The sequence below is a fragment of the Nocardiopsis sp. iso_238 genome (genome assembly GCF_056173325.1).
Genome location: NZ_CM149668.1, coordinates 4,065,390 through 4,091,054, shown reverse-complemented (window position 1 = coordinate 4,091,054; position 25,665 = coordinate 4,065,390). Strand labels below are relative to the sequence as shown.

Genomic DNA, 25,665 nt, shown 5'->3' with positions numbered 1-25,665 from the left:
CCGGGACCTCCGGGAAGTTCCCGTTGTACGGAATAGCACGGATGTGTCCCGCGCTGAAACAATCCGGTGGCGGCTGTCGGTGCCGCTGGATAGGTTGGCCCAAACACGCGACCCGTGCCCGTCGGCATGCCCGGGAACGGACGGAACGCGGGCCGGGCGGTCGGAGCGAGCCGGTCAAGAAGAGGAAGCGGGGGCGTATGGCGCAGGGCACCACGACGGCGAACCAGGCGACACGGGAGGCGGACCCGCCCGGCGAACCCACCGCCGAGAGCGCCGACACCACCAGCCCCGACCAGGCCACCGACCCCCACAAGGGCGTCTTCGCCCGGGGGATGCGCGTGCTGGGCGTCGCCGCCCGCACCGAACCGTGGATCTTCCTCGCCGCCGTCGCCGGGGCCATGCTGCACGCGGGTGTGTCCGTGGGCTCCGCCTCCGTGCTGGGACACCTCACCGACAACACCATCCTCCCCGCCTTCTCCGCCGGGGAGACCACGGCGGCCGCGCTCGTCGCCGCCGCAGCCCTGCTCATGGCGGTCGGACTCGGCAAGGCCGTGGGGCTCGCCCTGCGCCGCCTGCTCGCCGGGCTCATGCAGTACCGCATGCAGGCCCGCTACCGCCGCGCCGTCGCCCGCAAGTACCTCGAACTCCCGCTCTCCTGGCACCACCGCCACCCCACCGGCCAGCTCCTGTCCAACGCCAACGCCGACGTCGAAGCCGCCTGGCAGCCCCTCGCACCACTCCCCATGGCAGTCGGCAGCGTGTTCATGCTGGTCATCGCCTCCGTCGCGATGATCGTCACCGACCCGGTCCTCGCCCTGGTCGCCTTCGTGGTCTTCCCGATCCTGGCCGCCGCCAACGTCGTCTTCCAGCGCCGCGTCTCCCCGATGGCCTCCCGGGCCCAGGCCCTGCGCGCCGAGGTCAGCGGGGTCGCCCACGAGTCCTTCGACGGCGCCCTCGTCGTCAAGACCCTCGGCCGCGAGGACACCGAGACCGAACGCTTCACCCGGTCCGCCCACCGCCTGCGCGACGCCCTCATCCAGGTCGGCCGCATGCGCTCCATCTTCGACCCCTTCACCGAGGCCCTGCCCAACTTCGGTGTGCTCGCCGTGCTCCTCCTCGGTATGTGGCGCCTGTCCACCGGCGCCATCGAACCCGGCGAGCTCGTCCAGATCGCCTTCCTCTTCACGCTCCTCGCCCTGCCCATCCGCTCCTTCGGATGGATCCTCGGTGACCTGCCCCGCAGCGTCGTCGGCTGGGACCGCGTCCAGTCCGTGCTCAACTCCGACGGCGCCATGGAACACGGCGACCAGACCCTGGAGACCACCGAGCGCGGCCTCGCGCTCAGCGTCCGCGACGTCACCTTCTCCTACGCGGACGCCTACGAAGCCGACACCGACGCCGACGGCGGGGGCCGCGACCTCCTGGACCACACCGTCACCGGGGCCCGCACCACCGTGCTCAACGGCGTCGACCTCGACATCGCCCCCGGGCGCACCGTCGCCCTCGTCGGGCCCACCGGGTCGGGCAAGTCCACCCTCACCACCGTCCTCATGCGCCTGGTCGACCCCGAGTCCGGCGCCGTCCGCTACGACGGCGTCGACGTGCGCGACCTCGCCCGGGGCCAGATCCCGCGCCACGCGGCCCTCGTGCCCCAGGGCACCTTCGTGTTCGAGGACTCCGTCCGCGACAACGTCTCCCTGGGCGCGGCCGGTGTCGACGACGAACAGATCTGGGCCGCGCTCCGTCTGGCACGCGCCGACGGGTTCATCGCGGAACTCGACGGCGGCCTCGACGCCCGCCTCGGGGAGAAGGGCACCACGCTGTCCGGCGGCCAGCGCCAGCGCCTCGCCCTGGCCCGCGCCATCGTCCGCCGCCCCCGCCTGCTGATCATGGACGACGCCACCTCGGCCGTAGACCCGCAGATCGAGGCGCAGATCCTGGCCGGACTCCGTGAACGCGACGACGCCGCCACCGTGGTCGTCGTGGCCTACCGCAGGGCCACCATCGAGCTCGCGGACGAGGTCCTCTACATGGAGGGAGGCCGCGTCCTGGCGCGCGGCACCCACTCCGAGCTCCTGGTGACCTCCAGCGGTTACAACAGGCTCGTCACCGCCTACGAGCGCGCCTCGGCCGAGAACGAGAGCGAGCGCGCCCCCATACCGGAGGAGCCCGGACCCGCGGAACCGCACCTGCCCACCGGAGGACACGCCACCGACGCCGCCGAGGAGACCAGCCGATGAGCGCACCGACCCAGCCCCGTACCGACGACAGGTCGGAACAGGCGGAGGCGGGGGCGGGGCGCCCCGAACGCGACCCCGTCCTCTCCCTGCACCGGAACCAGGACTCCGCGCTCGGCACCATCCGGCGCGGCCTCCAGCTGTCCCCGGAGTTCGCCCGGGGCCTGTGGCTCACACTGCTCTTCGCCCTGGTCGCCACCGCGGGCAAGGTGATCGTCCCCGTCGCCGTCCAGCAGATCATCGACAACGGGCTCACCGGGGAGGGCGGCCCCGACCTCGGCTTCGTGACCCGTATGGTGACGGTCTGCGCCGGGCTGCTCGTGGTCACCATGTTCTGCTCGTACCTGATGAACCTGCGCCTGTACCGGGCCACCGAGTCCGGGCTGGCCACCCTGCGCCGCAAGGCCTTCCGCCACGTCCACGACCTGTCCGTGCTCACCCAGAACAGCGAGCGCAAGGGCGCCCTGGTCTCCCGGGTCACCGGCGACGTCGACCAGATCAGCACTTTCATGCAGTGGGGCGGTCTGCTCCTGCTGGTCAGCGTCGGCCAGCTCCTGGTCGCCACCACCCTCATGGCGGTCTACTCCTGGCAGCTGACCCTCGTGGTGTGGATCTGCTTCCTGCCGCTGCTGTTCGGGGTCCGCTGGCTCCAGAAGCTGCTGTCCAAGGCCTACCTCACGGTCCGCGAGCGCACCGGCGACATGCTCGGCGCCATCGGCGAGACCGTGATGGGCGCCGCCGTCATCCGCGCCCACGGAACCGAGGAGCGCACCGCCGGACGCATCGACACCACCGTGCTGGCCACCCGGCACGCCCAGGTCAGGGCGCAGCGCCTGTCCATGGCCGTCTCGCCCTTCGCGGAGATCATCGCCGCCCTCGGCAACGTCGCCGTAGTCCTGGTCGGCGTCTGGCTGGGCGTCGGGGGAGACCTCACCGCGGGTCAGCTCATCGCCTTCCTCTTCCTCATGACGCTGTTCATCCAGCCCATGATGATGGCCACGGAGATCTTCAACGAGGCCCAGAACGCCATCGCGGGCTGGCGGCGCGTCCTCGGGGTGCTGGACACGGTCCCCGACATCGCGGACCCCGGCGAGGCCGGGCGCGTGCTGCCGCGCGGGCCGGTCCGGGTCGGGTTCGACCGGGTCACCTACTCCTACCCCGAGGGCCCCGTCGTCCTGGACGACGTGGACGTCGAGATCACCCCGGGCACCAGGGTCGCGGTCGTCGGAGAGACCGGGTCCGGTAAGACCACCTTCGTCAAGCTCCTCACCCGCCTCATGGACCCCGCGTCCGGCACCGTCCGCCTGGACGGGGCGGACCTGCGCGAGGTCTCCTTCTCCTCACTGCGGAGCCGCGTCGTCATGGTCCCCCAGGAGGGGTTCCTGTTCGACAGCTCCCTGGGCGACAACATCCGCTTCGCCCGCCCCGAGAGCACCGACGCCGAGCTGGAGGCGGCCATCACCGAGCTCGGTCTGGCGGACTGGCTGGGCAGCCTCGCGCACGGCCTGGACACCCCGGTGGGCCAACGCGGGGAGTCCCTGTCAGCGGGGGAGCGCCAGCTCGTGGCCCTCGTGCGCGCCTACATCGCTGACCCGGACCTCCTCGTCCTGGACGAGGCCACCTCGGCCGTGGACCCGCACACCGAGGTCCGCATCCAGCGGGCCCTGGACCGGCTGACCCGGGGCCGCACGTCCGTCGCCATCGCCCACCGCCTGTCCACGGCCGAGGCCGCCGACCGGGTCCTGGTGTTCGACGGCGGCCGCATCGTCCAGAGCGGATCCCACGACGAACTGGTGGACCGGCCCGGCGTGTACGCGGACCTCTACGCCTCCTGGGTCCGCTCCTCCGCCTGACGCTCCCGACCCCTCCACCAGTGGGCCGCCAGCAGCTCCGCGACCAGCGGTTCGGTCAGCAGGCTCACGTCGGGGTCGCCGTCACCCGGGTAGCGCACGCTCAGCGCCACCCCCGGAACGCGCTCGCGTCCGGGGGTGGCTCCCACCGCCACGAACGAACCGCGCAGCTGCCCGAGGTGCTCCGCGAAACGCTGGTCGTAGGCGGAACCCGCGAACAGCAGGGCCCGGTAGTCCGACACCGCCGCCAGGTACCGGTCCGAGTGCGACCACTCACCGGTCTCCGCGGCGTGCGCCACCCGGATCGGCCCCCTGCGCAGCACCCGGACCCCCTGCTCGGCGGAGGCCAACCGCTCGGCCGGGGCCACCAGCCGCACCCCGTCGGGGGAGTCCAGGACCCGCGCCGCCTCGGGCACCCACTCCGGAGCGCCCTCCAACAGCACCCGCGAAGCGTTGGCGACCCGCTGGAGCAGCCCCGGGAAGTTGGCGCTGCCGCTCGTCGCCGGCGCCCCCAGCCGGTGCCCCAGCAACAGCAGCAACGCCAGGGCGTGCTGGTAGGCGCGGCACCCCAGCCCGGACCGCTCCTCGCCCGCCCGCAGCGGCACCAGCAGGTCCGCGTACCGACCCACCACCGCGTCCTCGTCCGGCGCCAGCACGATCACCGGTGAACGCCCCACGTACCGGTCGAGCGCCGAGTGCAGCTCCCGCTGGCCGTCGCCCAGACTCACCGCCACCACGAGCGTCTCCGGCCCGGCGGGCGGCTCCTCGACCGAGGAGGAGAAGTCGGCGTGCGCGGCCACGCCCCCGCGCCGCAGCCGCGCCGCCGCCACCTCGCACGCGCGCCGCGCCGGACCCAGCGCGAGGAACCGCACCGACCCGGGTTCGTCCCCCAACAGCGCGGGCAGCGCGGCGTAGGGGTCCCAGCGAGGGAAGCGCTGGGCGAGCTCGGTCAACGCGGCGGGTTTCCCCGCCAGGTCGGCGGACAGGTGCTCGGCGGTCACGGGAGCTCCCAAGCTGGCAGAACCGTCGGAACGGCGACGTCACGGACGCACGCACTCTAATCCCCCCACCCGCGCCCGGGGGGATCGAGGGGAGTGACCGGCGTCAACCCGCACCCGGTGGGCAGAGCGCGGGCGGCGGCCATAACCTGGAGGCATGAGCGCCACCAACCTCGATCCGGACATCGCCGCACGCCTGAAGCGCACCGCGGACGGCCTGGTCCCCGCCGTCGTGCAGCAGCACGACACCGGGGAGGTCCTCATGCTGGCCTGGATGGACGACGAGGCCCTGCACCGCACCCTCACCACCCGCGACGCCACCTACTGGTCGCGCAGCCGGGGCGAGTACTGGGTCAAGGGCGCCACCTCCGGAAACACCCAGCGCGTGGTCTCCGTCGCACTCGACTGCGACGGCGACACCCTCCTGGTCCGCGTCGACCAGACCGGAGCCGCCTGCCACACCGGGGACCGCACCTGCTTCGACGCCGGGCAGCTGCTGTGACCCGCGCCACCGCCCGCGCCCGGCGCGAGTACGGCGTGGCCACGCTCGCCCTGGCCGCCGGGGCCGCGCTCATGCTGGCCGCCTCCGGGCGCGTGTGGGTCACCGGCGAGCTCGCCTCGCCCGGACCGGTCGCCGCCGTCCCCGTGGACCTCACCGGAGGTGACCTCACCGGGGCCCTGCGCGGCCTGGGCTGGGCCGGGCTCGCCGGGATCGTGGGCCTGTACGCGGCCCGCTCCTGGGCCCGTCGCGTCGTGGCGCTGCTCATCGCGGCCTGCGGTGTGTTCGCACTCACCTCCCTGTGGTCGGCCACCCGCCCCGGCGTCCTGGCCGACGCCGTCACCCGGCTGGCCTCCGACACCGGGGGCGCCGCGCAGAGCGCCGGAGCGCCGGAGATCCACGCCCTCGGCCCCGTGATGGGCGCGGCCGGGGCGGTCCTGCTGGTCCTGAGCGGCCTGGTCTCGGTAGCGCGTGCCCCTGCCTGGCCCGGCATGGGAAACCGGTACGATCGGGACGCCGCACCGCGTCCGCGCCAGGCGGAGACACCAGCCGACCTGTGGAAATCGCTGGACGCCGGTGACGACCCCACTCTTGGCGCCCCGGAGTCCGGCGGGTCCGCCGGAACCGAACCGGCGGCCCGCACCGAAGCCGGTGGCGACACCGAACCCGCACCGCTGGCCGAGTCGCCAGCCCAACCCAAGGAGAGCCCCTGATGGCCGACGCCCACCACGAAGAGCACGACGACCACGGCAACACCGTGTCCGCCTGGTTCCTCACCGTCTCCTGGATCGTCGCCTGGACCGTGGCCGCCGTCGCCATCATCTTCGGCGGCGCCCTGATCACCTGGACCGTCATCGCCCTGGTCGCCAGCATCGCCCTGGCCGCCGTCGCCGGTGTCATGAAGAAGGTCGGCCTGGGCCGCAAGGAGCCCCGCCCGGTCCCGCCGACGCGCGAGGAGTGGGAGGCCGGCCGCGAGGCCGCCGTCACCGCTCAGTAGTCCCCTCCGTCCGGAGCGTCCGTGGCCCACCGCGCGTGGGCCACGGAAATGGACGGGTGCCTCCGGGGCGGGTACATTCACCTCACCGGCTCCGCCGCCGACCCGCAGGTCGAGCGGGTTCCGGTCTCCCCCTCGCCCCTCGGCCGACACATGTCCGGAAGGACACCACCCATGAGTTACGGTCCTCCGCCCCCGGGCGATCCCTCGGGCTACGACCAGTCCACCGGCGGCTACGGTCCGCCGGTCCCGCAGTACGGCCAGCCGCAGGGGCACTACGGTCCGCCCGTGCCGCCCTACGGCGTGCCCGGACCCTACGGGGCGCAGCCGCCCGCGTCCGACCCGCCCAAGAACTACCTGGTCTTCAACATCCTGGGCATCTTCGGCTGTCTCGGCATGACGAGCATCATCGGCATCATCGGCCTGATCTTCGCGCTCCAGGTCAGCAGCAAGTGGCACATCGGTGACTACGTCGGTGCGGAGTCCGCGGCCAACACCGCGAAGATCCTCGGCATCATCGGCCTCTGCTGCTTCGTGGTCACGGCGCTCTTCTTCCTCTTCTACCTGCTGATGTTCCTCGGCTTCGGTGTCTCCGCGCTCATGATGTGACCCGGGTGCGCGGACGCGGCCGCCGGTAGGGTGGGCACGTGCAGCACGACGACGAACCCGCCCGCCGGTCGGCCCCCGCCCCGTCCCTCCCGGACGTGCGCGCGGCCCCGGCCGGGGAGGGCGCCCCGGGCAGGGTCTCCCGTCTCGTCCAGCGGATCCACCCCGCGACCTGGCCGGTCTCCCTGGGGCTGCTCGGGCTGTCCGGGCTCGTCCTCCTCCACCTGGTGGACCCCAACGAACCGGGCAACTACCCCACCTGCCCCTGGCTGCTCCTCACCGGCACGTTCTGCCCCGGCTGCGGAACCATGCGCGCCGTCGCCCTCCTCACCCACCTGGACGTCGTCGGCGCCCTCGGCATGAACCCGCTCCTGGTGCTGCTCCTGCCCTACCTCGCCCTCACCTACGCGGCCTGGCTGATCGGCACCCTGCGCCCGCGCGCGAGACCGCCCCTACCGGCCCCCACCTGGTTCGTCTGGACGCTCCTCGTCGCCTTCGTGGTCTTCTGGATCGCCCGCAACCTCCCGTGGTTCTCCTTCCTCGCCCCAGGCACCCCGCTTCTGCCGACCTGGTGAGGCCGGGCCCGCCCCGATGGGGCGGGTTCCTGCCCCATCGCACGGATTCCTCCGGCGTGGTGACCCGGGGGCGGCGGCCCCACGGCCGCCGAGGGTGGATACGATGACCAGCACACGGTGTGACGGCCCCGAGCCCGCACCCGATCGGACCGGCCGCGTCCGCCTCCGGACCGGCCACCGCGAACCGCAACCATGGACGAGGGAGCTAGAACCTGTGAGCGTGCTCGACGAGATCCTCGACGGAGTACGCGCTGACCTGGCGCAGCGACAGGCGGAACTGCCCCTGGACCGCCTCAAGGCCCAAGCCGAGTCGGTGCCCGTCCCCAAGGACGCCGAGGCCGCCCTGCGCCGCCCGGGCGTCCACGTCATCGCGGAGGTCAAGCGGGCCAGCCCCTCCAAGGGCCCGCTCGCCTCCATCACGGACCCCGCCTCGCTGGCCCGCGACTACGAGGCCGGCGGCGCCAGCTGGATCAGCGTGCTCACCGAGGGGCGCCGGTTCAACGGCAGCCTGGACGACCTGCGCACCGTGCACGCCGCCGTCGATACCCCTCTGCTGCGCAAGGACTTCGTCGTCAGCTCCTACCAGCTGTGGGAGGCCCGCGTCTTCGGCGCCTCCGCGATCCTCCTCATCGTCGCCGCCCTGCCCCAGGACGCCCTGGTCTCCCTCGTCGAACGCGCCCGCTCGCTGGGCCTGACCCCGCTGGTCGAGGTCCACGACGAGGAGGAGGTCGCCCGCGCCCTGGACGCCGGAGCGACCGTCATCGGCGTCAACGCGCGCAACCTCAAGACCCTGGAGGTCGACCGGGACACCTTCGCCCGGCTCGCCCCCCTCATCCCGGCCGACCGCGTCAGAATCGCGGAGTCCGGCATCCGGGGCCCGCACGACCTGCTGGCCTACGCCGGTGCCGGAGCGGGAGCCGTCCTCGTGGGCGAGAGCCTCGTCCGGGGACGGAACCCGCGCGAGGCCGTCGCCGACCTGGTGACCGCCGGTGCCCACCCCGCGCTGCGCGACCGGAACTGACGGGACGAACACGATGGGACCGACGAAGGCGTACACGGAGCCCGCGCGGCACACGCCCGCGCGCACGCTCCGGCGCCGATGGCGATGGCTCTAGGGAGCCCGTAGGCACGTCCCACGGGTTCCCGTCGCCGCGTCGACCCGAACCAACCCGCGCCGCCCGAGCCAGGCGGCGCACGGCCGGTCGGCGCGCGGCTCCCGTGGCGCGACGCCCCGGGCCGACCCGCGCGCTCGGCCTCCTCTTCCCAGGAGAACTTCCCATGAGCCACGCCCAACCGGTACCCGACGAGCGCGGGCACTACGGCCGCTTCGGCGGCCGGTTCGCCCCCGAAGCCCTCATCGCGGCCCTCGACGAGGTCGAGGCCGAGTGGGCCAGGGCCAAGGACGACCCCGCCTTCCACGCCGAGTTCGACGAACTCCTCAAGAGCTACGCGGGCCGCCCCAGCCTCCTCACCGAGGCCCGCAACTTCTCCGAGCACGCGGGCGGCGCGCGCGTCCTGCTCAAGCGCGAGGACCTCAACCACACCGGCTCGCACAAGATCAACAACGTGCTGGGCCAGGCGCTGCTCACCAAGCGCATGGGCAAGACCCGCGTGATCGCGGAGACCGGCGCGGGACAGCACGGCGTGGCCACCGCCACCGCCTGCGCCCTCATGGGTCTGGACTGCGTCATCTACATGGGGGAGGAGGACACCAGGCGGCAGGCGCTCAACGTCGCCCGCATGCGCATGCTGGGCGCCGAGGTCGTCCCGGTCACCATCGGCAGCCGCACCCTCAAGGACGCGATCAACGAGACCTTCCGCGACTGGGTGGCCAACGTCGACCACACCCACTACCTCTTCGGCACCGCCGCCGGTCCACACCCCTTCCCCAAGCTCGTCCGCGACCTGCACTTCACCGTGGGCGCCGAGGCCCGCCAGCAGGTCCTCGACCTCACCGGCAGGCTCCCCGACGCCGTCGCCGCCTGCGTCGGCGGCGGCTCCAACGCCATCGCGATCTTCGCGGCCTTCATCCCCGACGAGAGCGTGGCCCTCTACGGGTTCGAGGCCGGGGGAGCGGGTGCCGACACCGACGAGACCGCCGCCTCCATCACCGCGGGCAGCCACGGCGTCTTCCACGGAGCGCGCACCTTCGTCCTCCAGGACGAGTTCGGGCAGACGCTGCCCAGCCACTCCATCTCCGCCGGGCTCGACTACCCGGCGGTGGGCCCCGAACACGCCTACCTGGCGGACACCGGCCGGGCGACCTACGAGCCCGTCACCGACACCGAGGCCATGGAGGCCTTCCGGCTGCTCTGCCGCACCGAGGGCATCATCCCCGCGATCGAGAGCGCCCACGCCCTGGCCGGGGCGATCCGGCTCGGCCGGCGCCTCGGGCCCGAAGCCGTGATCCTGGTGAACCTCTCCGGGCGCGGCGACAAGGACGTCAACACCGCGGCCGCCTACTTCGGCCTCGTCGACTCGGAGGGACAGGCCTGATGCCCGCGACCACACTCCAGAACAGGCTCGCCCAGGCCCGAGAGGCCGACCGCGCCGCGCTCATCGGCTACATGCCCGCCGGGTTCCCCGACGTCGAGTCCTCGATCCGGGTCATCGAGGCCATGGTCGAGGGCGGGTGCGACGTCGTCGAGGTCGGCCTGCCCTACTCCGACCCCATGATGGACGGACCCACCATCCAGCGGGCCGCCGACCGGGCGCTGGCCTCGGGCACCACCACCGACGACGTCTTCCGCGTCGTGGAGGCGACCGCCGCCACCGGCGCCGCCGCCCTGGTCATGTCGTACTGGAACCCGATCGAGCGCTACGGCGTCGAGCGCTTCGCCACCGAACTCGCCAACGCGGGCGGGGCCGGGGTCATCACCCCCGACCTCATCCCCGAGGAGGCCGAGGAGTGGTACGCCGCCTCCGAGAAGGCCGGGCTCGACCGGATCTTCCTGGTGGCCCCCTCCTCCACGGACCGGCGCCTCGCACTCACCACCGGCGCGTGCAGCGGGTTCGTCTACGCGGCCTCGCTCATGGGCGTCACCGGCACCCGCGCCCAGGTGGCCGACACCGCCGAGACCCTGGTGCGCCGCACCCGTGAGGTCACCCGCGAGTCCGGGCTGCCGATCTGCGTGGGGCTGGGCATCTCCACGGCCGCGCAGGCCGCCGAGGTCGCCGGCTACGCCGACGGCGTCATCGTGGGCGCCGGGTTCTGCCAGCGCGTCCTGGACGCCCCGGACCTGGAGACCGGACTCGTCGCCGTCCGCTCCTTCGCGGAGGAGCTCGCCGCCGGAGTGCGCTCCCGCTAGTCCCTTGGAAGGGCCGACCGGCCCGCGTCAGGAACCCCACGGTGGGTCGCGCCGACACGGCGCGGCCCACCGTTCCCGTGTCCGCGCCCTCAGCCTCCGAGCAGGTCAAGCGCAGGGTTAAGAGGGTGAGAATCGGGTGAGAGGGGACGCCCGATCCCCGCGAACCGGTCACCCGCCAGGTCTCCGGGTGGTGTGATGGCGGGGTCCCGGAAGCGCGGCCCCCGCCGCACTCCCCGGTTCCGATGCCCCGTGCCACCAACTCACTACACACAGTAGGCTTTGTTCCAACACGAAGAGCGACAAGGCACGCACCCAGTGCCATGAGCGCGGACGACCGCCCCCCACTCCCGAAGGCCTCGCAGATGACGGACACCCACGACGACGCCCCCACCACCCAGCCCACCGGGCGCTGGGAGACCGTCCAACCCTGGCTCACCCTCGCCTGCCGGGTCGGCCTCGCCGCCGTCCTCATCACCGCGGCCGTCACCAAGTTCCCGCCCGCCCTCTCCGTCCAGGCGGTCGAGGCCTACGACCTCTTCCCCGCCGAGATCGCGGAACTCATCGGTTACCTCCTGCCGCTCTTCGAGCTCGCCCTCGCCCTGCTCCTCCTCGCGGGCCTGGCCACCCGGCAGGTCGGCGCCGTCGGCGCCCTCCTCATGGTCGTCTTCATCGCCGGGATCCTCTCCGCCATGGCCCGCGGCCTCAACATCGACTGCGGCTGCTTCGGCGGCGGCGGACAGGTCGACCCCGGCGAGACCACCTACGGGCTCTCCATCGCACGCGACGTCGCCTTCGCGGCCATGGGCGCCTTCATCGCGCTCTGGCCCCGATCCCCCTTCGCCCTCGACCGCGCGCTCGGCCTCTTCCGCTAGTCCCGGAGAACCGGTGCCCCCGGCACCCCGAACGCGACGGTCGACCACCTCCAGAAAGCCAGAAACAGAGGAACACCATGGGGAGTGAAGCGCGCAAGCGCTCCCGCGAGAAGCTCAGGGAACAGCGGGAGAAGGAGAAGCGGGCCGCCAAACGCAACCGGACCCTCATCGTCGTCGGCGCCGCCGCGGCCGTGGTCCTGCTCGTCGTCGGGATCGGCTACGCCGTCCTCACCTCCGAACGCAGCGAGGGCTACGAGGGCCCGCTGGCCGACCAGACCCTCCAGGAGGACGGCAGCGTCGTGATGGCCGAGCCGGACGCCTCCGCTCCCGTCGTCGAGGTCTACGCCGACTACCAGTGCCCCGCCTGCCGCCAGTTCGAGCACTTCGGCGGCGACGTCCTCAAGGAACAGGCCGCCGCGGGCGCCGCCATCGTCCACTACCGGCCCGTGAGCATCTTCGCCCAGCAGCCCGTCCCCATCAGCTCGAACTCACTGCGCGCCGGTGCCGCCGCCCGCGCCTCCGCCGACTACGGCGTCTTCGTCGAGTACAACGACACCCTGTTCGAGAACCAGCCCACCGAGGGCAAGGAGGGCTTCAACGTCGACGAGCTCAAGCAGTGGTTCCGCGACACCGGGGCCTCCGACGAGGACGCCCAGGCCTTCGACGACCGCGTCGACGCTGAGGCCGAGGTCGTCAAGGAGTTCACCGAGGAGTACCTGCCCGCCCTCACCGCCGACGCCACCGAGCAGATCGGCCAGGAGAACATCGGGACCATGGTCCTGTCCGACCTCATCAGCTGGGGAGAGGGCAACGGACACGACGCGTCCTTCCTGGAGGGCACCTACACGGGCGAGATCATCGACGCCACAGGGAAGGCCTACACTCGCTACAGCGGAGCCAACGAGTTCCGCGCCACGCCTTCCGTCTACATCAACGGCGAGTTGCTCGACGGCAACACCGCCATGAGCACCAGGGGCCTGGCCGACGCGATCGCCGCCGCGGGCGACGGCGAGGTCAGCACCGAGCCCAGGGATGCCGACGGCGGGGGTGACGCGGAGGAGAACCCCTGATCACCACCCCCGCACGCGGGGCGAACCCGAGAGCAGAGCAGTGACATTGTCGTCGACAGCTTCCGAGGGCGCGGCCGAGGTCGGCCGCGCCCTCGCGGCCATTCCCAGCCCCGAGATCAACTCGATCCCCATCGGGCCGTTCCAGATCCACTTCTACGCCCTGTGCATCCTGGCCGGGGTCATCGTCGCGGTCTACTGGAGCGAGCGCCGCTGGAAGGCGATGGGCGGTGAGCCCGGCACCATCATGGACATGGCCGTCTGGGCCGTGATCCTGGGTCTGGTCGGCGGTCGCCTCTACCACGTCATCAGTGACGCCCACCTGTACTTCGGGCCGGACCGCGAGGCCATCCGCGCCCTGTACGTGTGGGAGGGCGGCCTGGGCATCTGGGGCGCCATCCCGCTCGGCGCCGTCGGCGTGTGGCTGGTCGCCCGCAAACGCGGGCTGTCCATGTCCAAGCTCTCCTTCGCGATCGCCCCCACCCTCCCCCTGGCGCAGGCCATCGGCCGCTGGGGCAACTACTTCAACCAGGAGCTCTTCGGGCGCCCCACCGACCTGCCCTGGGCCCTGGAGATCTACCCCACACCCGAGGGCCACATGCGGGCGGGCATGGAGGTCGGCGTCACCACCTACCACCCGACCTTCCTCTACGAGTCCCTGTGGTGCCTGGTCCTCGCGGTCCTGCTGGCCTACCTCGGCCGCCGCTTCGAGGGCTCCCTCCAGGGCGGACGCCTCTTCGCCGTCTACGTCATGGGTTACTGCGTCGGCCGCTTCTGGATCGAGTACCTGCGCGTCGACCCGGCCAACGACTTCTTCGGCCTGCGCCTGAACAACTGGACCTCCATCGCGGTGTTCCTCGGCGCCCTCGCCTACTTCGTCTGGGCCGGCCGCCGCCTCGACTCCTTCTCCGCCTCCGTCGTCCCCCACGGGCAGGACGCCGGGACCCAGGTGTTCGGAGACACATCCTCCGACGAGAAGGCCGACGAAGGCACCGTCTACAGCGCCGTCGACGGCGACGACTCGGTGTTCGACCAGGCCACGGGCTCATCCGAGGGGGCCGGGACGGAATACCACCCGAGCCCTGAGCGATCTAGTAGCGAGGGCTCGGCGGAGGACGGCGCCGACGGCGCGGAAGGCAACTCCGGGTCGAAGCCCGAGTAGAGCGGGACATTCCGAAAACCGGCGCACCGGCCCGTGGCCGAGCGCGCCGTACGACGAAGCCCGCACCAGTCGAGCAGACCACGGGTTGACGATTGAGAAAGACCGTGAGCAGAGCCGATTCCGGTCACGGACGCAGACGTCGGCGCGGCGGGTCACGTCGCGCCGACAGCGCCCACACCGAAGAGCACGTCGACGACTACGGCCCCGAGGACGGGTACGAGGAGCAGTACGACCCGGAGGAGGACTTCTCCGCCGAGTACGGCCACACCCAGCCCCGCCCTGACGCCGAGTACGACGACCACGAGGACGACCCGGACACCGGGTACGAGGACGACCACGAGGGCGAGGAGGGCTCGGAGCAGGAGGCCGGGCGTTCCGCCGGCCGCAAGGGCCGCCGCAAGGACAGGAAGGGCGTGGGACGCGTCTCCGCCTTCTCCGCGTCCGCGATCAAGAAGGTGTCGGTCCTGGGCGACCGGCCCAACCAGATCGTCTACACCCTCGCTGAACAGAGCAAGCGCAAGCGCGGCACCGCCGTGCTCGGAGTGCTCCTGGGCGCCTTCAGTATCGCCCTGGTCGCACTCCTGGGCCTGCTGACCTACCAGCTCGTCACCGGGACCGGCGGCAACACCGACCGGGGTGAGGAGAGCATCGTCGCGCCGCCCGAGGGGCACAGCACCATCACTCCGGAGCTGTACCTGTTCGAGCCGGACCGGCCCGAGGTGTTCGGCGCCATCGCGAACCGCCCCGACGACGTCGAGCCCATGACCGACGAGTCCGTCTTCGGACCGGTCGAGGAACTCGACATGGCCGGGATGAAGCTGGAGCTCCAGGAGTCCGAGGTCACCGACTCCTGCACCTCGCTGGTGTGGGGCGAGGAGCTCGGTCAGAGCCTCCTGGACGCCAACTGCCTCAACGCGGCCTCCGGGGTGTACACCGACTCCAAGGACGACTACGTCGCCCAGGTGACCCTGTTCGACCTCTCCGACACCGAGGGAGCGGCCGAGGTGGCGGCCGCCATGGACCCGACCAACGTCGAGACCGGGGCCGGCTTCCTGCTGTCCCGTGAGATCGACGGCGTCGAGGGCCTCCAGGAGGGCTACAGCCAGGCCACGACCCAGGTGATGGGCCACTACCTGGCCGTCTACTGGGTCGCGCGCACCGACGGTTCCCTGCCCGGGGACGACTCGGGTCTGGCCACCGCCAGCGTGGTCTCGCAGAGCGCCTTCAGCTTCGTCTACGACGAGGTCGTCGCGCACAAGCCGGAGGAGGAGGGCGAGTAGGAGCCGGTCTGTCCGGCCCCGTCGGACGCCCCGATAGGATCTCGGACAGATCGACCCGCCCGCCGGGGTGTGTTCCCCTGATTTCAGGGAACACGGCCCCGGGGTCGACACCAGGCGGGAGGCGTCCCCCCGCCGTTCCCGAGCGCAGCCGGGCCGGTCACGTCACGTGACCGGCCCGCATCCACGGAAAGGTCCTTTGGGTGTCCCCTTCTGAACCGTCGACGCCTGGCAGGCCGGGCCGCCGGAGGAAAGACAGCGAGCCAGCCGAACTCCCCGCCCAGGCGGACCGGAGCCGGTCCGAGAACCGCGAGGGCGGACGCCGCAAGGGCGGAGGCCGACGCAAGAAGGAGCCCCGCCGCTTCGGCGGGATGCTGACCGTCCTGGTCGGCGTGCTGGTCGTGGCGCTCATCGCCCTGGGCACGGTGCTCTTCTTCCAGTTCTCCGGAGACGGCGGGGAGGAGCAGGCCGCCCAGGAGACCCGACCGGCCCTGTACAAGGTCCAGGACTCCCAGGACAGCAACATGAACGCGGTGCTGTCCTCCCGGGAGAAGGACACTCGGCCGCTCAACGAGGGCGAGCTCTTCGAGCGCCACAACTCCGAGATCTCCGGTCAGAGCCTGGACTTCACCCTGCGCGACTCGGACCTGACCGAGGACTGCTCGGCGGCTGTCTGGGGCGACCAGGTGCGGCAGGCGCTCTCCGACGCGGACTGCACGCAGGCGGGCCGCGCCACCTACATGTCCGAGGACGACGTCTTCGGTGTGGTCGCGGTGTTCAACCTCGCCGACATCGAGGGCAGCCGTGCCGTGGCCGAGGCCATGGAACTGCCCGAGGCCGAGGAGGACGAGCAGCCCGTCGACCCCGGCTTCGTGCTCTCCCCGTCCGGTGAGGACCCCCTCGACCGCCTCGGCAGCGGCTACAGCGCCGCCGACGCCATCATCACCGGCCACTACCTGGTGGTGATCTGGGTCCAGCCCACCGACTCCGAGTCGGTCGACGAGCGGGTCAGCCTGGTCACCCCGCTGGTGACCCTGGCCAACTTCCGCAACCCGTTCTTCCGCCGGATCGGTGAGCTCGGCGGCGAGGAGACCGCGCCCGGAGCCGGTGAGGGCACCGGGACCGAGGACGGCACCGGGGACGGAACCGGTACGGGCGAGGGCGCCGTGGAGGGCACCGACCAGGAACTGGTCGAGGATCCGCCCCCGGCCGACGGCACGGTCGAGACGCCGACGCAGCCCGGCCAGTAGCGGCGCCACCCCCCAGAACACACGGGCGGGGCCCGGTGGGAACGACCTCCCACCGGGCCCCGCCCGCGTTCGTGGACCGGACCGGCTCAGTCCGCGCCGTCGACCCGGCTCGGGTCCGCCCCCGCCTCGTCGACCCGGGAGACCAGGTCCGAGGCCACCGCGCGCAGCTCCGCGAACCGGTGTTCGGGCAGGTCCAGCAGGGTGTGCCCGGCCACCCAGCCCGGGACCGCGGCCACCGCGTGCCGGGCCGTGCGCTTGTTGATGGGTCGTCCCCGCTGGGCCGCCGCCTCCACCAGGCCCGTGCGCAGCGTCGCCGTCAGCGTCCCGTGGGACCTGCCCTGGACGTGGGCCAGCAGACGGTCGGCGCCCGCGCCGGGCGCGGCGCGGGTGCACCGGATCGCGGTGAGGTCCGCGGCGCCCACGCCCCTCAGGAACCGGACCCGGAACGCGGGCTCCACCAGGGCACGGAACCCCTTCTGGCCCGCCTCGTCACGCACCCAGCGCGAGGACGAGGGCACCAGCACGAAGGTGTCGTCGGCGGTGGCCGCCAGCGCCACACGGGGCGCCAACCGCTCCCAACCGCCGGTGAGGTTGACCACGGCCCGGGGGCCGACGGCGGTGGGGGAGTCCATCCACGTGGACAGGCGCACCCGGGGGTCCCCGGCCACCTCACGCGGCCAGTCCCCGACCAGTGAGGGAGCCCCCACCGTGTCGCCGTCCTCGGCGCCGTCACGCGCGGGGACGGCGCCGGTCAGCTCCGCGACCCGCTCCAGCACGGCGGTGGCCCGCTCCGCGTCCAGACCGCCGCGCGCCTCCTTGGCGTTGACCCCCTGGCTGTACACCCGAGAGGAGTCACCGCCGGGGGAGGACAGGGTGCGCGCGAGCGGACGCAGCACGTACAGGTCGCTGGCCGCACCGATGGACTCCGCGCCCAGGTAGCGGTTGAAGTCCGGCCACACCGCCTCCAGGAGCAGCCCCGAGCGCACCATGCGCGCCTGGGTCGCCGCCGCCAGCTTGGGCGTGGTCTCGCTGGCGCCGTAGGCCACCAGCACACGCCCCCGCCGGGGGTCGGCCAGCCCCTCCACCCCGCGCCGCACGAACAGGTCCACCCCGTCGGGGGTGTACGGCGGATCGGTGAAGACCAGGTCGGCGCCCTCCCGCAGCGACGCGGGCAGCCCCAGCCGCAGGTCGGCGGTGTGGGTGCGCACCGGCAGGCCCAACCGCGCGGCCACCGCGTCGATGTGGGCCAGCACCCGCTCGTCCAGGTCCACCACCAGGACCCGTGCCTCCGGCCGCACCAGGGCCACCGCCAGGGACGTGAGGTCGTGGTCGCCCACGCACAGGAGCGTGCGATGGCGCAGGTCGAACCGGGTGGCCAGGAACAGGGCCCGGCGCAGCGCGGTCTCGGCGGTCGCGGACACGTGGTCCAGGTCCAGGTCGGAGGCGGGCCCCTCGGCCACCGCCCGCGCCAGTTCCTCGGCGGCCCGGGAATGGGCGGGGAGCAGGTGGGCCACCGGGTCGGCCAGCGTGGGCCCGGCCGCGCCGGTGTACGGGACGGGGCTCGACAGACGGCGCCGGTCGCCCCCGGGCTCGCGCTCCACTTCCCCCGCGGTCTCCAGGGCCCTGAAGAGGGACGCCACCACGGCGTGCGCCACACCGCTGGCGCGCACGAGGTCGTTGGCGCTCCACCAACGGCCGTCGGAGAGCAGCTCCAGGACCATCCTGGGCCGGGCCGCGTCGGGCCCGTGCTCGCGCAGGAAGTCCTCCGCCGCCTCGGGGAGGGACGGGTGGTCGTCGCGCCGAGGGGCCGCGTGGGTCTCCGGCACCGGGGTGCCGGGCACGCGGGCGGCCTCGGGGGAGTCGGCTCCGGGATCGACCGGGCCGGGGGAAGTCGGGTGTCCTGCCATTCCGTGATCCTCCCACGTCGAGGACGCCCCGGAGGTGCCACGGCCGGGGCCGCCCGCCTCGGATGAGGGGGATGTCACTCCCCGGTGTGATCCGTCCTCCCTTGGGAGAGGTGTCGGCCCCGGGGTATCGTGGGAAAGCGGTGGTCAGGCGCGGTCTCACGCCCGGTGAAGATCCGACCGGCGAACGGTCCTCCATCCCCTTTGGGAGGTTTAGCGGATTTCCCTCGTGGAACAACCCGCAAGGCCAGCTCTCATCGGACCCCGGTCCGAGAGGGACCCGCGCCCCTCCGCAGGGAGCGGGCACACCACGGGCCACGGCGCACCGCGGCGCCACCTGGTCTAGACCTCCGATTCGCATCGGGGCCGGACCAGCCTGTATAAGAGAACCTGCCCGACAACGGGACGCCCACCGACACCGGCGACACGAGGACGTGTACGCGACACGGTGACACGGACCGGGCGACCCACGGTCGGGACCCGCCCCCGGGCGGACACAACAGCATCACGCACGCAGCAGGGCCAACGTCGTCCCGATGCGCTTTTCACGAAGCCGACGAGAGACGACTGGAGGGCAGATGCCCGCTGGAAACGTGCGGCGTTCGTCCGTCCGAACGAACGCAGAAGCCACACCCCAGGGCCTGTACGACCCCGCCTTCGAGCACGACGCCTGCGGAGTGGGCTTCGTCGCCGACCTCACCGGTCGCCAGAGCCACGACATCGTCAGCAAGGCCCTGACCGTCCTGCGCAACCTCGACCACCGGGGCGCCTCCGGAGCCGACCCCGACGACGGCGACGGCGCGGGCATCCTCACCCAGATCCCGCACGCCCTCTACACCGAGGTCTGCGACTTCGCCCTCCCCGCCGCGGGCGCCTACGCCACCGGCATCGGCTTCCTCCCCTCCGACGCCGCCGAGCGCGCCGCCGCCGTGGAGACCATCAACGCCATCGTCGCCGACGAGGGCCTCACCCTCCTCGGCTGGCGCGAGGTCCCCTTCGAGCCCCAGTACAGCGGCCCGGCCGCCCGCGAGGCCATGCCCTACTTCGGGCAGCTCTTCCTCACCGGCACCCCCGGCACCGCCACCGACGGCCTCACCGGCATCGACCTCGAACGCCACGCGTACTGCGTCCGCAAGCGCGCGGAGCACGAGGCCGACGTCTACTTCCCGAGCCTGTCCCCGCGCACCATCGCGTACAAGGGCATGCTCACCACCCCGCAGCTGGAGCCGTTCTTCCCGGACCTGTCCGACCGGCGCTACGCCTCCGGCCTGGCCCTGGTGCACTCCCGGTTCTCCACCAACACCTTCCCGTCCTGGCCGCTCGCCCACCCGTTCCGCTACGTGGCCCACAACGGCGAGATCAACACGGTCAAGGGCAACCGGAACATGATGCGGTCCCGGGAGGCCAAGCTCGCCACCGAGCTCATCCCCGGCGACCTGTCCCGCGTCTTCCCGATCGTCGACCCCGACGACTCCGACACCGCCTCCTTCGACGACGCCCTCGAACTGCTCCACCTGGGCGGGCGCTCGCTGCCGCACGCGGTCCTCATGATGATCCCGGAGCCCTGGGAGAACCACACCGAGATGGACCCGGCCGTCCGGGCCTTCTACGAGTACCACTCCACCCTCATGGAGCCCTGGGACGGCCCCGCCTCGGTGTCCTTCACCGACGGCACCGTCGTCGGCTCCGTCCTGGACCGCAACGGCCTGCGCCCCGGCCGCTACTGGGTCACCGAGGACGGCCTCGTCGTCCTCGCCTCCGAGGCCGGCGTCCTCGACATCGACCCCGCCACCGTCGTGCGCAAGGGACGCCTCCAGCCCGGCCGCATCTTCGTCGTCGACACCGCCCAGGGGCGGATCATCGAGGACGAGGAGATCAAGGCCGAACTCGCCGCCGAACACCCCTACCAGGAGTGGATCGACTCCGGCGTCCTGCGCCTCGCCGACCTCCCCGCCGCCGAACCCACCCCGGTCACCGAACTCAACCTCGCCCAGCAGGTGTTCGGCTACACCGAGGAGGAACTGCGGATCATCCTCACCCCGATGGCCCGCACCGGCGCCGAACCCATCGGCTCCATGGGCACCGACACCCCGGTGGCCGCGCTGTCCGCGCGCTCGCGCCAGCTCTTCGACTACTTCTCGCAGAACTTCGCGCAGGTCACCAACCCGCCGCTGGACGCCATCCGCGAGGAGATGGTCACCAGCCTCTCCACGCTCCTCGGCGCCGAGGGCAACCTCCTCCAGGCGTCCCCGGGCGACACCCAGCGCCTCGTCCTGCCGACCCCGGTCGTCGACCAGGCCCAGCTCGCCGCCATCGTCGCCGCCGGGCGCGACAACCCCGCGCTGCGCACCTTCACCGTCGACGGCACCTACCCCGTCGACGGCGGCGGCCGATCCCTGTCCGCCCGACTGGACGAGATCAACGCCGAGGTCTCCGAGGCCATCGACGGCGGCGCGCACATCCTCGTGCTCAGCGACCGCCGCGCCGACGCCGCACGCGCGCCCATCCCGTCGCTGCTGCTCACCGGCTCCGTCCACCACCACCTCGTCCGAGAGAAGACCCGCACCGAGGTCGGCCTCCTCGTCGAGGCCGCCGACGTCCGCGAGTGCCACCACGTGGCCCTCCTCGTCGGCTACGGCGCCTCCGCCGTCAACCCGTACCTGGCCCTGGAGACCGTCCGGGACCTGGTCGAACGCGGCACCCTCGGCGGCGTCGACGACGCCGACACCGCCGTCCGCAACACCGTCAAGGCGTTCGGCAAGGGCGTCCTCAAGGTCATGTCGAAGATCGGCGTGTCCACGGTCAGCTCCTACACCGGCGCCCAGATCTTCGAGGCGCTCGGCCTGGGCCAGGAGGTCATCGACCGCTGCTTCACCGGCACCACCTCCCGCCTGGGCGGCGTCGGCTTCGACGTCCTCGCGGAGGAGGTCGCGCTCCGGCACCGCCGCGCCCACACCGCCAACCCCAACGCCCACCGGCGCCTGGAGGTCGGCGGCGAGTACCAGTGGCGGCGCGAGGGCGAGCCCCACCTGTTCGACCCCGAGACCGTCTTCCGGCTCCAGCACTCCACGCGCAGCCGCAAGTACGAGATCTTCAAGGAGTACACGAACAGGGTCGACGACCAGTCCGCCCGGCTCATGACCCTCCGCGGCCTCTTCCGCCTCAAGGAGGGCGTGCGCGAACCCGTCTCCATCGACGAGGTCGAGCCCGTCTCGGAGATCGTCAGGCGCTTCTCCACCGGCGCCATGTCCTACGGCTCCATCTCCGCCGAGGCGCACGAGACCCTCGCCATCGCCATGAACCGCCTCGGCGGCAAGTCCAACACCGGAGAGGGCGGCGAGGACCCGGCCCGCTTCACCCCCGACGCCAACGGGGACCTGCGCCGCAGCGCCATCAAGCAGGTCGCCTCCGGCCGCTTCGGCGTCACCTCGCACTACCTCAGCAACGCCGACGACATCCAGATCAAGATGGCGCAGGGCGCCAAGCCCGGCGAGGGCGGCCAGCTGCCCGGCCACAAGGTCTACCCGTGGGTCGCCAACACCCGCCACTCCACGCCCGGCGTCGGCCTCATCTCGCCGCCGCCCCACCACGACATCTACTCCATCGAGGACCTCGCCCAGCTCATCCACGACCTCAAGAACGCGAACCCGTCCGCGCGGGTCCACGTCAAGCTGGTCTCCGAAGCGGGCGTCGGCACCGTCGCCACCGGCGTGTCCAAGGCCCACGCCGACGTCGTCCTCATCTCCGGCCACGACGGGGGCACCGGCGCCTCGCCGCTCACCTCCCTCAAGCACGCGGGCACCCCCTGGGAGCTCGGCCTCGCCGAGACCCAGCAGACCCTGCTGCTGAACGGCCTGCGCGACCGCATCGTCGTCCAGGCCGACGGCCAGATGAAGACCGGACGCGACGTCGTCGTCGCCGCCCTGCTCGGCGCCGAGGAGTACGGTTTCGCCACCGCGCCCCTCGTCGTCTCCGGCTGCGTCATGATGCGCGTCTGCCACCTCGACACCTGCCCCGTGGGCGTGGCCACCCAGAACCCCGCCCTGCGCGAGCGGTTCTCGGGCAAGGCCGAGTACGTCGTCAACTTCTTCGAGTTCATCGCCCAGGAGGTCCGCGAGTACCTGGCCCAGCTCGGCTTCCGCAGCCTCGACGAGGCCATCGGCTCCGTCGACCTGCTCGACACCGTCGAGGCCGTCGACCACTGGAAGGCCCAGGGCCTGGACCTCTCCCCGATCCTGCACGAGGTCGAGCCCATCGCCGGAGACCACCGCGCCCGGCGGCGCACCCAGGACCACGGCCTGGACAAGGCGCTCGACAACACCCTCATCCAGCTCAGCGAGGGAGCGCTCGACTTCGGCCAGCCGGTCCGCCTCGAACTGCCCGTGCGCAACGTCAACCGGACCGTGGGCACCATGCTCGGGCACGAGGTCACCAAGCGCTACGGCGCCGACGGCCTGCCCGACGGCACCATCGACGTGTCCTTCACCGGATCCGCCGGACAGTCCTTCGGCGCCTTCGTGCCCCGGGGCGTCACCCTGCGGCTGTCCGGTGACGCCAACGACTACGTCGGCAAGGGCCTGTCCGGCGGCCGCGTCATCGTCCGCCCCGCGGCGACCTCCACCCTGGCCGCCGAGGAACACATCATCGCCGGGAACGTCATCGGCTACGGCGCCACCTCCGGGGAGATCCTCCTCCGAGGCGTCGTCGGTGAACGCTTCTGCGTCCGCAACTCCGGCGCCCTCGCGGTCGTCGAGGGCATCGGTGACCACGGCTGCGAGTACATGACCGGCGGGCGCGCCGTCATCCTCGGCCGTACCGGACGCAACTTCGCGGCGGGCATGTCCGGCGGTATCGCCTACGTCCTCGACCTGGACACCGAACGCGTCAACCCCGAGATGGTCGAGATCGAGGACCTCACCGACGAGGACCGCGAGTTCCTCACCGGCGTCCTCACCCGCCACCACGCCGAGACCGGCTCCACCGTCGCCGAACGCCTCCTGGCCGAGGGGACCAAGGGGCTCGACCGCGTCGCCAAGATCATGCCGCGCGACTTCAAGCGCGTCCTGCTCGCCCAGGCCGAGGCCGAACGCGAGGGGCGCGACGTCGACGAGGCCGTCATGGCCTCCGCGCAGTCCTGAAGTCAGCACACGAGAGGAGGAGGAACCATGGCTGACCCCAAGGGTTTCCTGAAGATCACCGAGCGCGAGCTCCCCGGGCACCGCCCCGTCGACGTCCGCATCCAGGACTGGCGCGAGGTCCAGGAGGACCTCGACCGCGGCACCGTCACCAAGCAGGCCTCGCGCTGCATGGACTGCGGCATCCCGTTCTGCCACAACGGGTGCCCCCTCGGGAACCTCATCCCCGAGTGGAACCACCTCGTGTACACGCACGACTGGGCCGAGGCCATCGAACGGCTCCACGCCACCAACAACTTCCCCGAGTTCACCGGCCGCCTGTGCCCCGCGCCCTGCGAGTCCGCCTGCGTGCTCGGCATCAACCAGCCCGCCGTCACCATCAAGAACGTCGAGGTCTCCATCATCGACCGCGCGTGGGAGGAGGGCTGGGTCAAGCCCCTGCCCCCCACCCACCGCACCGGCCGCACCGTCGCCGTCGTCGGCTCCGGCCCCGCCGGGCTGGCCGCCGCACAGCAGCTCACCCGCGCCGGACACGACGTCACCGTCTACGAGCGCGCCGACCGCGTCGGCGGCCTGCTCCGCTACGGCATCCCCGAGTTCAAGATGGAGAAGCGGCACATCGACCGCCGCCTCGCCCAGATGACCGCCGAGGGCACCGCCTTCCGCACCGGCGTCAACGTCGGCGTCGACGTCACCGTCGACCAGCTCAGGGCCGACCACGACGCCGTCGTCCTCACCGGCGGCGCCACCCAGTGGCGCGACCTCCCCGCCACCGGCCGTGAACTCAACGGCATCCACCAGGCCATGGAGTACCTGCCCCTGGCCAACCGGGTGCAGGAGGGCGACCTCGACCGCGCCCCCATCCACGCCGAGGGCAAGCACGTCGTCGTCATCGGCGGCGGCGACACCGGCGCCGACTGTGTCGGCACCGCCCACCGGCAGGGGGCCGCCTCGGTCACCCAGCTGGAGATCATGCCCAAGCCCCCCGCCACGCGCCCCGACCACCAGCCCTGGCCCACCATGCCGATGCTGTACAAGGTCACCAGCGCCCACGAGGAGGGCGGTCGGCGGGTCTACTCCGTCAACACCCTGGAGTTCGTCGGGGACGAGGACGGCAACGTCCGGGCCCTGAGGCTGGTCGAGGTCAAGCGCGGCCCCAACGGCTTCGAACCGGTCGAGGGCACCGAGCGGGAGATCCCCGCCGACCTCGTCACCCTCGCCATGGGCTTCGTCGGCCCCGAGAAGGAGGGCCTGCTCGACCAGCTCGGCGTCGAACTCGACGGGCGGGGCAACGTGGTCCGCGACAGCGACTACCGCACCACCGTCGACGGCGTCTTCTGCGCCGGGGACATGGGCCGCGGCCAGTCACTCATCGTCTGGGCCATCGCGGAGGGCCGCTCCGCCGCGGCCGGGGTGGACCGCTACCTGACGCAGGACACCGTCCTGCCGGTGGCCATCCCGCCCACCGAGCGCCCGCTCGTGTAGGAGACGACACCACCCGGGCGCGGGGGCCTGTCCCCGCGCCCGGCACGCGCCCTACGATCGACCCATGGTGTACCGCGTCATCGGTGAGGGCGCCATGGTCCTGCACCTGCTCTTCCTCGCCTACGTCGCGCTCGGCGGCTTCCCGGCCTGGCGCTGGCCCCGCATGTTCTGGCCCCACCTGGCCTGCGCCCTCTACGGCCTCGGCGTCACCGTCATCGGCTGGCCGTGCCCCCTCACCCACCTGGAGGACTGGGGCCGCCGGAACGCCGGACTGGCCGGGCTTCCACCCGAGGGCTTCATCGAGCACTACCTCACCGGCGTCGTCTACCCCGCCGAACACCTCGTCACGGCCCAACTCCTCGTGGCCCTGAGCGTCGCCCTGTCCTGGGCCGGAGCCCTTTACCTCCACCTCCAACGCAAGCGACCCGAGAACGCCGCGTAAAGAT

The 25,665-nt window shown here is 72.3% G+C and carries 20 protein-coding genes; 18 read left to right on the top strand and 2 right to left on the bottom strand.

Features of this window, described 5'->3' with window-relative positions:
• Positions 1-197 precede the first annotated feature (197 nt).
• Together AC0VYL_RS18530 and AC0VYL_RS18525 are read left to right on the top strand one after the other, a co-directional pair.
• Positions 198-2,240 (top strand): ABC transporter ATP-binding protein, encoded by a 2,043-nt coding sequence (locus AC0VYL_RS18530; RefSeq protein ID WP_475480996.1) that lies wholly within the window; start codon positions 198-200, stop codon positions 2,238-2,240.
• Entirely contained in the window at positions 2,237-4,090 is a 1,854-nt protein-coding gene (locus tag AC0VYL_RS18525; RefSeq protein ID WP_475454466.1) for an ABC transporter ATP-binding protein, read from the top strand. The genes AC0VYL_RS18530 and AC0VYL_RS18525 overlap by 4 nt, the downstream gene beginning before the upstream one ends.
• Here the strand turns inward: AC0VYL_RS18525 and AC0VYL_RS18520 are convergent.
• Entirely contained in the window at positions 4,060-5,088 is a 1,029-nt protein-coding gene (locus AC0VYL_RS18520) for a sugar isomerase (protein WP_475480995.1), read from the bottom strand. The two genes, AC0VYL_RS18525 and AC0VYL_RS18520, sit on opposite strands and share 31 nt — an antisense overlap.
• A gap of 154 nt (positions 5,089-5,242) precedes the next feature.
• Between AC0VYL_RS18520 and hisI the strand changes: the two genes are divergently transcribed.
• The 13 genes from hisI to AC0VYL_RS18455 all read left to right on the top strand — a co-directional run bounded on the left by hisI (position 5,243) and on the right by AC0VYL_RS18455 (position 16,695).
• Complete coding sequence (hisI, locus tag AC0VYL_RS18515; protein ID WP_475454462.1) at positions 5,243-5,587, top strand: phosphoribosyl-AMP cyclohydrolase; 345 nt, start codon at positions 5,243-5,245, stop codon at positions 5,585-5,587.
• Complete coding sequence (locus AC0VYL_RS18510; protein WP_475454460.1) at positions 5,584-6,297, top strand: Trp biosynthesis-associated membrane protein; 714 nt, start codon at positions 5,584-5,586, stop codon at positions 6,295-6,297. The genes hisI and AC0VYL_RS18510 overlap by 4 nt, the downstream gene beginning before the upstream one ends.
• Positions 6,297-6,581 carry an HGxxPAAW family protein gene (locus AC0VYL_RS18505; protein WP_475454458.1) on the top strand — a complete coding sequence of 95 codons (285 nt, stop codon included), beginning with the start codon at positions 6,297-6,299 and terminating at the stop codon, positions 6,579-6,581. Before AC0VYL_RS18510 ends, AC0VYL_RS18505 begins: the two co-directional genes overlap by 1 nt.
• 171 nt (positions 6,582-6,752) lie before the next feature.
• A complete protein-coding gene (locus AC0VYL_RS18500) occupies positions 6,753-7,187 on the top strand; it encodes a CD225/dispanin family protein (RefSeq protein WP_475454456.1) in 435 nt (144 codons plus the stop codon).
• A 38-nt stretch (positions 7,188-7,225) separates the two neighbouring features.
• The gene (locus AC0VYL_RS18495) at positions 7,226-7,759 is read left to right on the top strand and encodes a DUF2752 domain-containing protein (protein WP_475480994.1); all 534 of its coding nucleotides are present in this window, start codon (positions 7,226-7,228) and stop codon (positions 7,757-7,759) included.
• Positions 7,760-7,973: 214 nt separating this feature from the next.
• Complete coding sequence (gene trpC, locus AC0VYL_RS18490) at positions 7,974-8,780, top strand: indole-3-glycerol phosphate synthase TrpC (protein WP_475454452.1); 807 nt, start codon at positions 7,974-7,976, stop codon at positions 8,778-8,780.
• 257 nt (positions 8,781-9,037) lie between these two features.
• Positions 9,038-10,255, top strand: coding sequence for a tryptophan synthase subunit beta (gene trpB / locus AC0VYL_RS18485; protein ID WP_475454450.1), 1,218 nt, complete (start codon positions 9,038-9,040; stop codon positions 10,253-10,255).
• Entirely contained in the window at positions 10,255-11,067 is an 813-nt protein-coding gene (trpA, locus tag AC0VYL_RS18480) for a tryptophan synthase subunit alpha (protein WP_475454448.1), read from the top strand. Before trpB ends, trpA begins: the two co-directional genes overlap by 1 nt.
• A gap of 362 nt (positions 11,068-11,429) precedes the next feature.
• A complete protein-coding gene (locus AC0VYL_RS18475; protein WP_475480993.1) occupies positions 11,430-11,939 on the top strand; it encodes a MauE/DoxX family redox-associated membrane protein in 510 nt (169 codons plus the stop codon).
• Between the two features lie 77 nt (positions 11,940-12,016).
• Positions 12,017-13,009, top strand: a complete 993-nt coding sequence (locus tag AC0VYL_RS18470) for a DsbA family protein (RefSeq protein ID WP_475454444.1) — start codon at positions 12,017-12,019, stop codon at positions 13,007-13,009.
• 46 nt (positions 13,010-13,055) lie between these two features.
• Positions 13,056-14,168 carry a prolipoprotein diacylglyceryl transferase gene (gene lgt / locus AC0VYL_RS18465; protein ID WP_475454442.1) on the top strand — a complete coding sequence of 371 codons (1,113 nt, stop codon included), beginning with the start codon at positions 13,056-13,058 and terminating at the stop codon, positions 14,166-14,168.
• A gap of 104 nt (positions 14,169-14,272) precedes the next feature.
• A complete protein-coding gene (locus AC0VYL_RS18460; protein ID WP_475454440.1) occupies positions 14,273-15,448 on the top strand; it encodes a hypothetical protein in 1,176 nt (391 codons plus the stop codon).
• Positions 15,449-15,816: 368 nt separating this feature from the next.
• The gene (locus AC0VYL_RS18455) at positions 15,817-16,695 is read left to right on the top strand and encodes a hypothetical protein (RefSeq protein WP_475483535.1); all 879 of its coding nucleotides are present in this window, start codon (positions 15,817-15,819) and stop codon (positions 16,693-16,695) included.
• Positions 16,696-16,781: 86 nt separating this feature from the next.
• Here AC0VYL_RS18455 and AC0VYL_RS18450 read toward each other — a convergent pair whose 3' ends face one another.
• The gene (locus AC0VYL_RS18450) at positions 16,782-18,602 is read right to left on the bottom strand and encodes a bis-aminopropyl spermidine synthase family protein (RefSeq protein ID WP_475480992.1); all 1,821 of its coding nucleotides are present in this window, start codon (positions 18,600-18,602) and stop codon (positions 16,782-16,784) included.
• A gap of 575 nt (positions 18,603-19,177) precedes the next feature.
• Here AC0VYL_RS18450 and gltB point away from each other — a divergent pair.
• The 3 genes from gltB to AC0VYL_RS18435 all read left to right on the top strand — a co-directional run bounded on the left by gltB (position 19,178) and on the right by AC0VYL_RS18435 (position 25,661).
• Complete coding sequence (gene gltB / locus AC0VYL_RS18445) at positions 19,178-23,737, top strand: glutamate synthase large subunit (RefSeq protein WP_475480991.1); 4,560 nt, start codon at positions 19,178-19,180, stop codon at positions 23,735-23,737.
• 27 nt (positions 23,738-23,764) lie between these two features.
• A complete protein-coding gene (locus tag AC0VYL_RS18440; protein ID WP_475480990.1) occupies positions 23,765-25,219 on the top strand; it encodes a glutamate synthase subunit beta in 1,455 nt (484 codons plus the stop codon).
• Between the two features lie 64 nt (positions 25,220-25,283).
• Positions 25,284-25,661 (top strand): DUF2784 domain-containing protein, encoded by a 378-nt coding sequence (locus AC0VYL_RS18435; RefSeq protein ID WP_475480989.1) that lies wholly within the window; start codon positions 25,284-25,286, stop codon positions 25,659-25,661.
• The last annotated feature ends 4 nt before the right edge of the window (positions 25,662-25,665 follow it).

Bases quoted from the DNA above. Each gene is read 5' to 3' on its own strand.
- AC0VYL_RS18530 (WP_475480996.1), top strand. From the start codon at position 198: ATGGCGCAGGGCACCACGACGGCGAACCAGGCGACACGGGAGGCGGAC.
- AC0VYL_RS18525 (WP_475454466.1), top strand. From the start codon at position 2,237: ATGAGCGCACCGACCCAGCCCCGTACCGACGACAGGTCGGAACAGGCG.
- hisI (WP_475454462.1), top strand. From the start codon at position 5,243: ATGAGCGCCACCAACCTCGATCCGGACATCGCCGCACGCCTGAAGCGC.
- AC0VYL_RS18505 (WP_475454458.1), top strand. From the start codon at position 6,297: ATGGCCGACGCCCACCACGAAGAGCACGACGACCACGGCAACACCGTG.
- AC0VYL_RS18500 (WP_475454456.1), top strand. From the start codon at position 6,753: ATGAGTTACGGTCCTCCGCCCCCGGGCGATCCCTCGGGCTACGACCAG.
- trpB (WP_475454450.1), top strand. From the start codon at position 9,038: ATGAGCCACGCCCAACCGGTACCCGACGAGCGCGGGCACTACGGCCGC.
- trpA (WP_475454448.1), top strand. From the start codon at position 10,255: ATGCCCGCGACCACACTCCAGAACAGGCTCGCCCAGGCCCGAGAGGCC.
- AC0VYL_RS18475 (WP_475480993.1), top strand. From the start codon at position 11,430: ATGACGGACACCCACGACGACGCCCCCACCACCCAGCCCACCGGGCGC.
- AC0VYL_RS18470 (WP_475454444.1), top strand. From the start codon at position 12,017: ATGGGGAGTGAAGCGCGCAAGCGCTCCCGCGAGAAGCTCAGGGAACAG.
- AC0VYL_RS18455 (WP_475483535.1), top strand. From the start codon at position 15,817: ATGCTGACCGTCCTGGTCGGCGTGCTGGTCGTGGCGCTCATCGCCCTG.
- AC0VYL_RS18450 (WP_475480992.1), bottom strand. From the start codon at position 18,602: ATGGCAGGACACCCGACTTCCCCCGGCCCGGTCGATCCCGGAGCCGAC.
- gltB (WP_475480991.1), top strand. From the start codon at position 19,178: ATGCCCGCTGGAAACGTGCGGCGTTCGTCCGTCCGAACGAACGCAGAA.
- AC0VYL_RS18440 (WP_475480990.1), top strand. From the start codon at position 23,765: ATGGCTGACCCCAAGGGTTTCCTGAAGATCACCGAGCGCGAGCTCCCC.
- AC0VYL_RS18435 (WP_475480989.1), top strand. From the start codon at position 25,284: ATGGTGTACCGCGTCATCGGTGAGGGCGCCATGGTCCTGCACCTGCTC.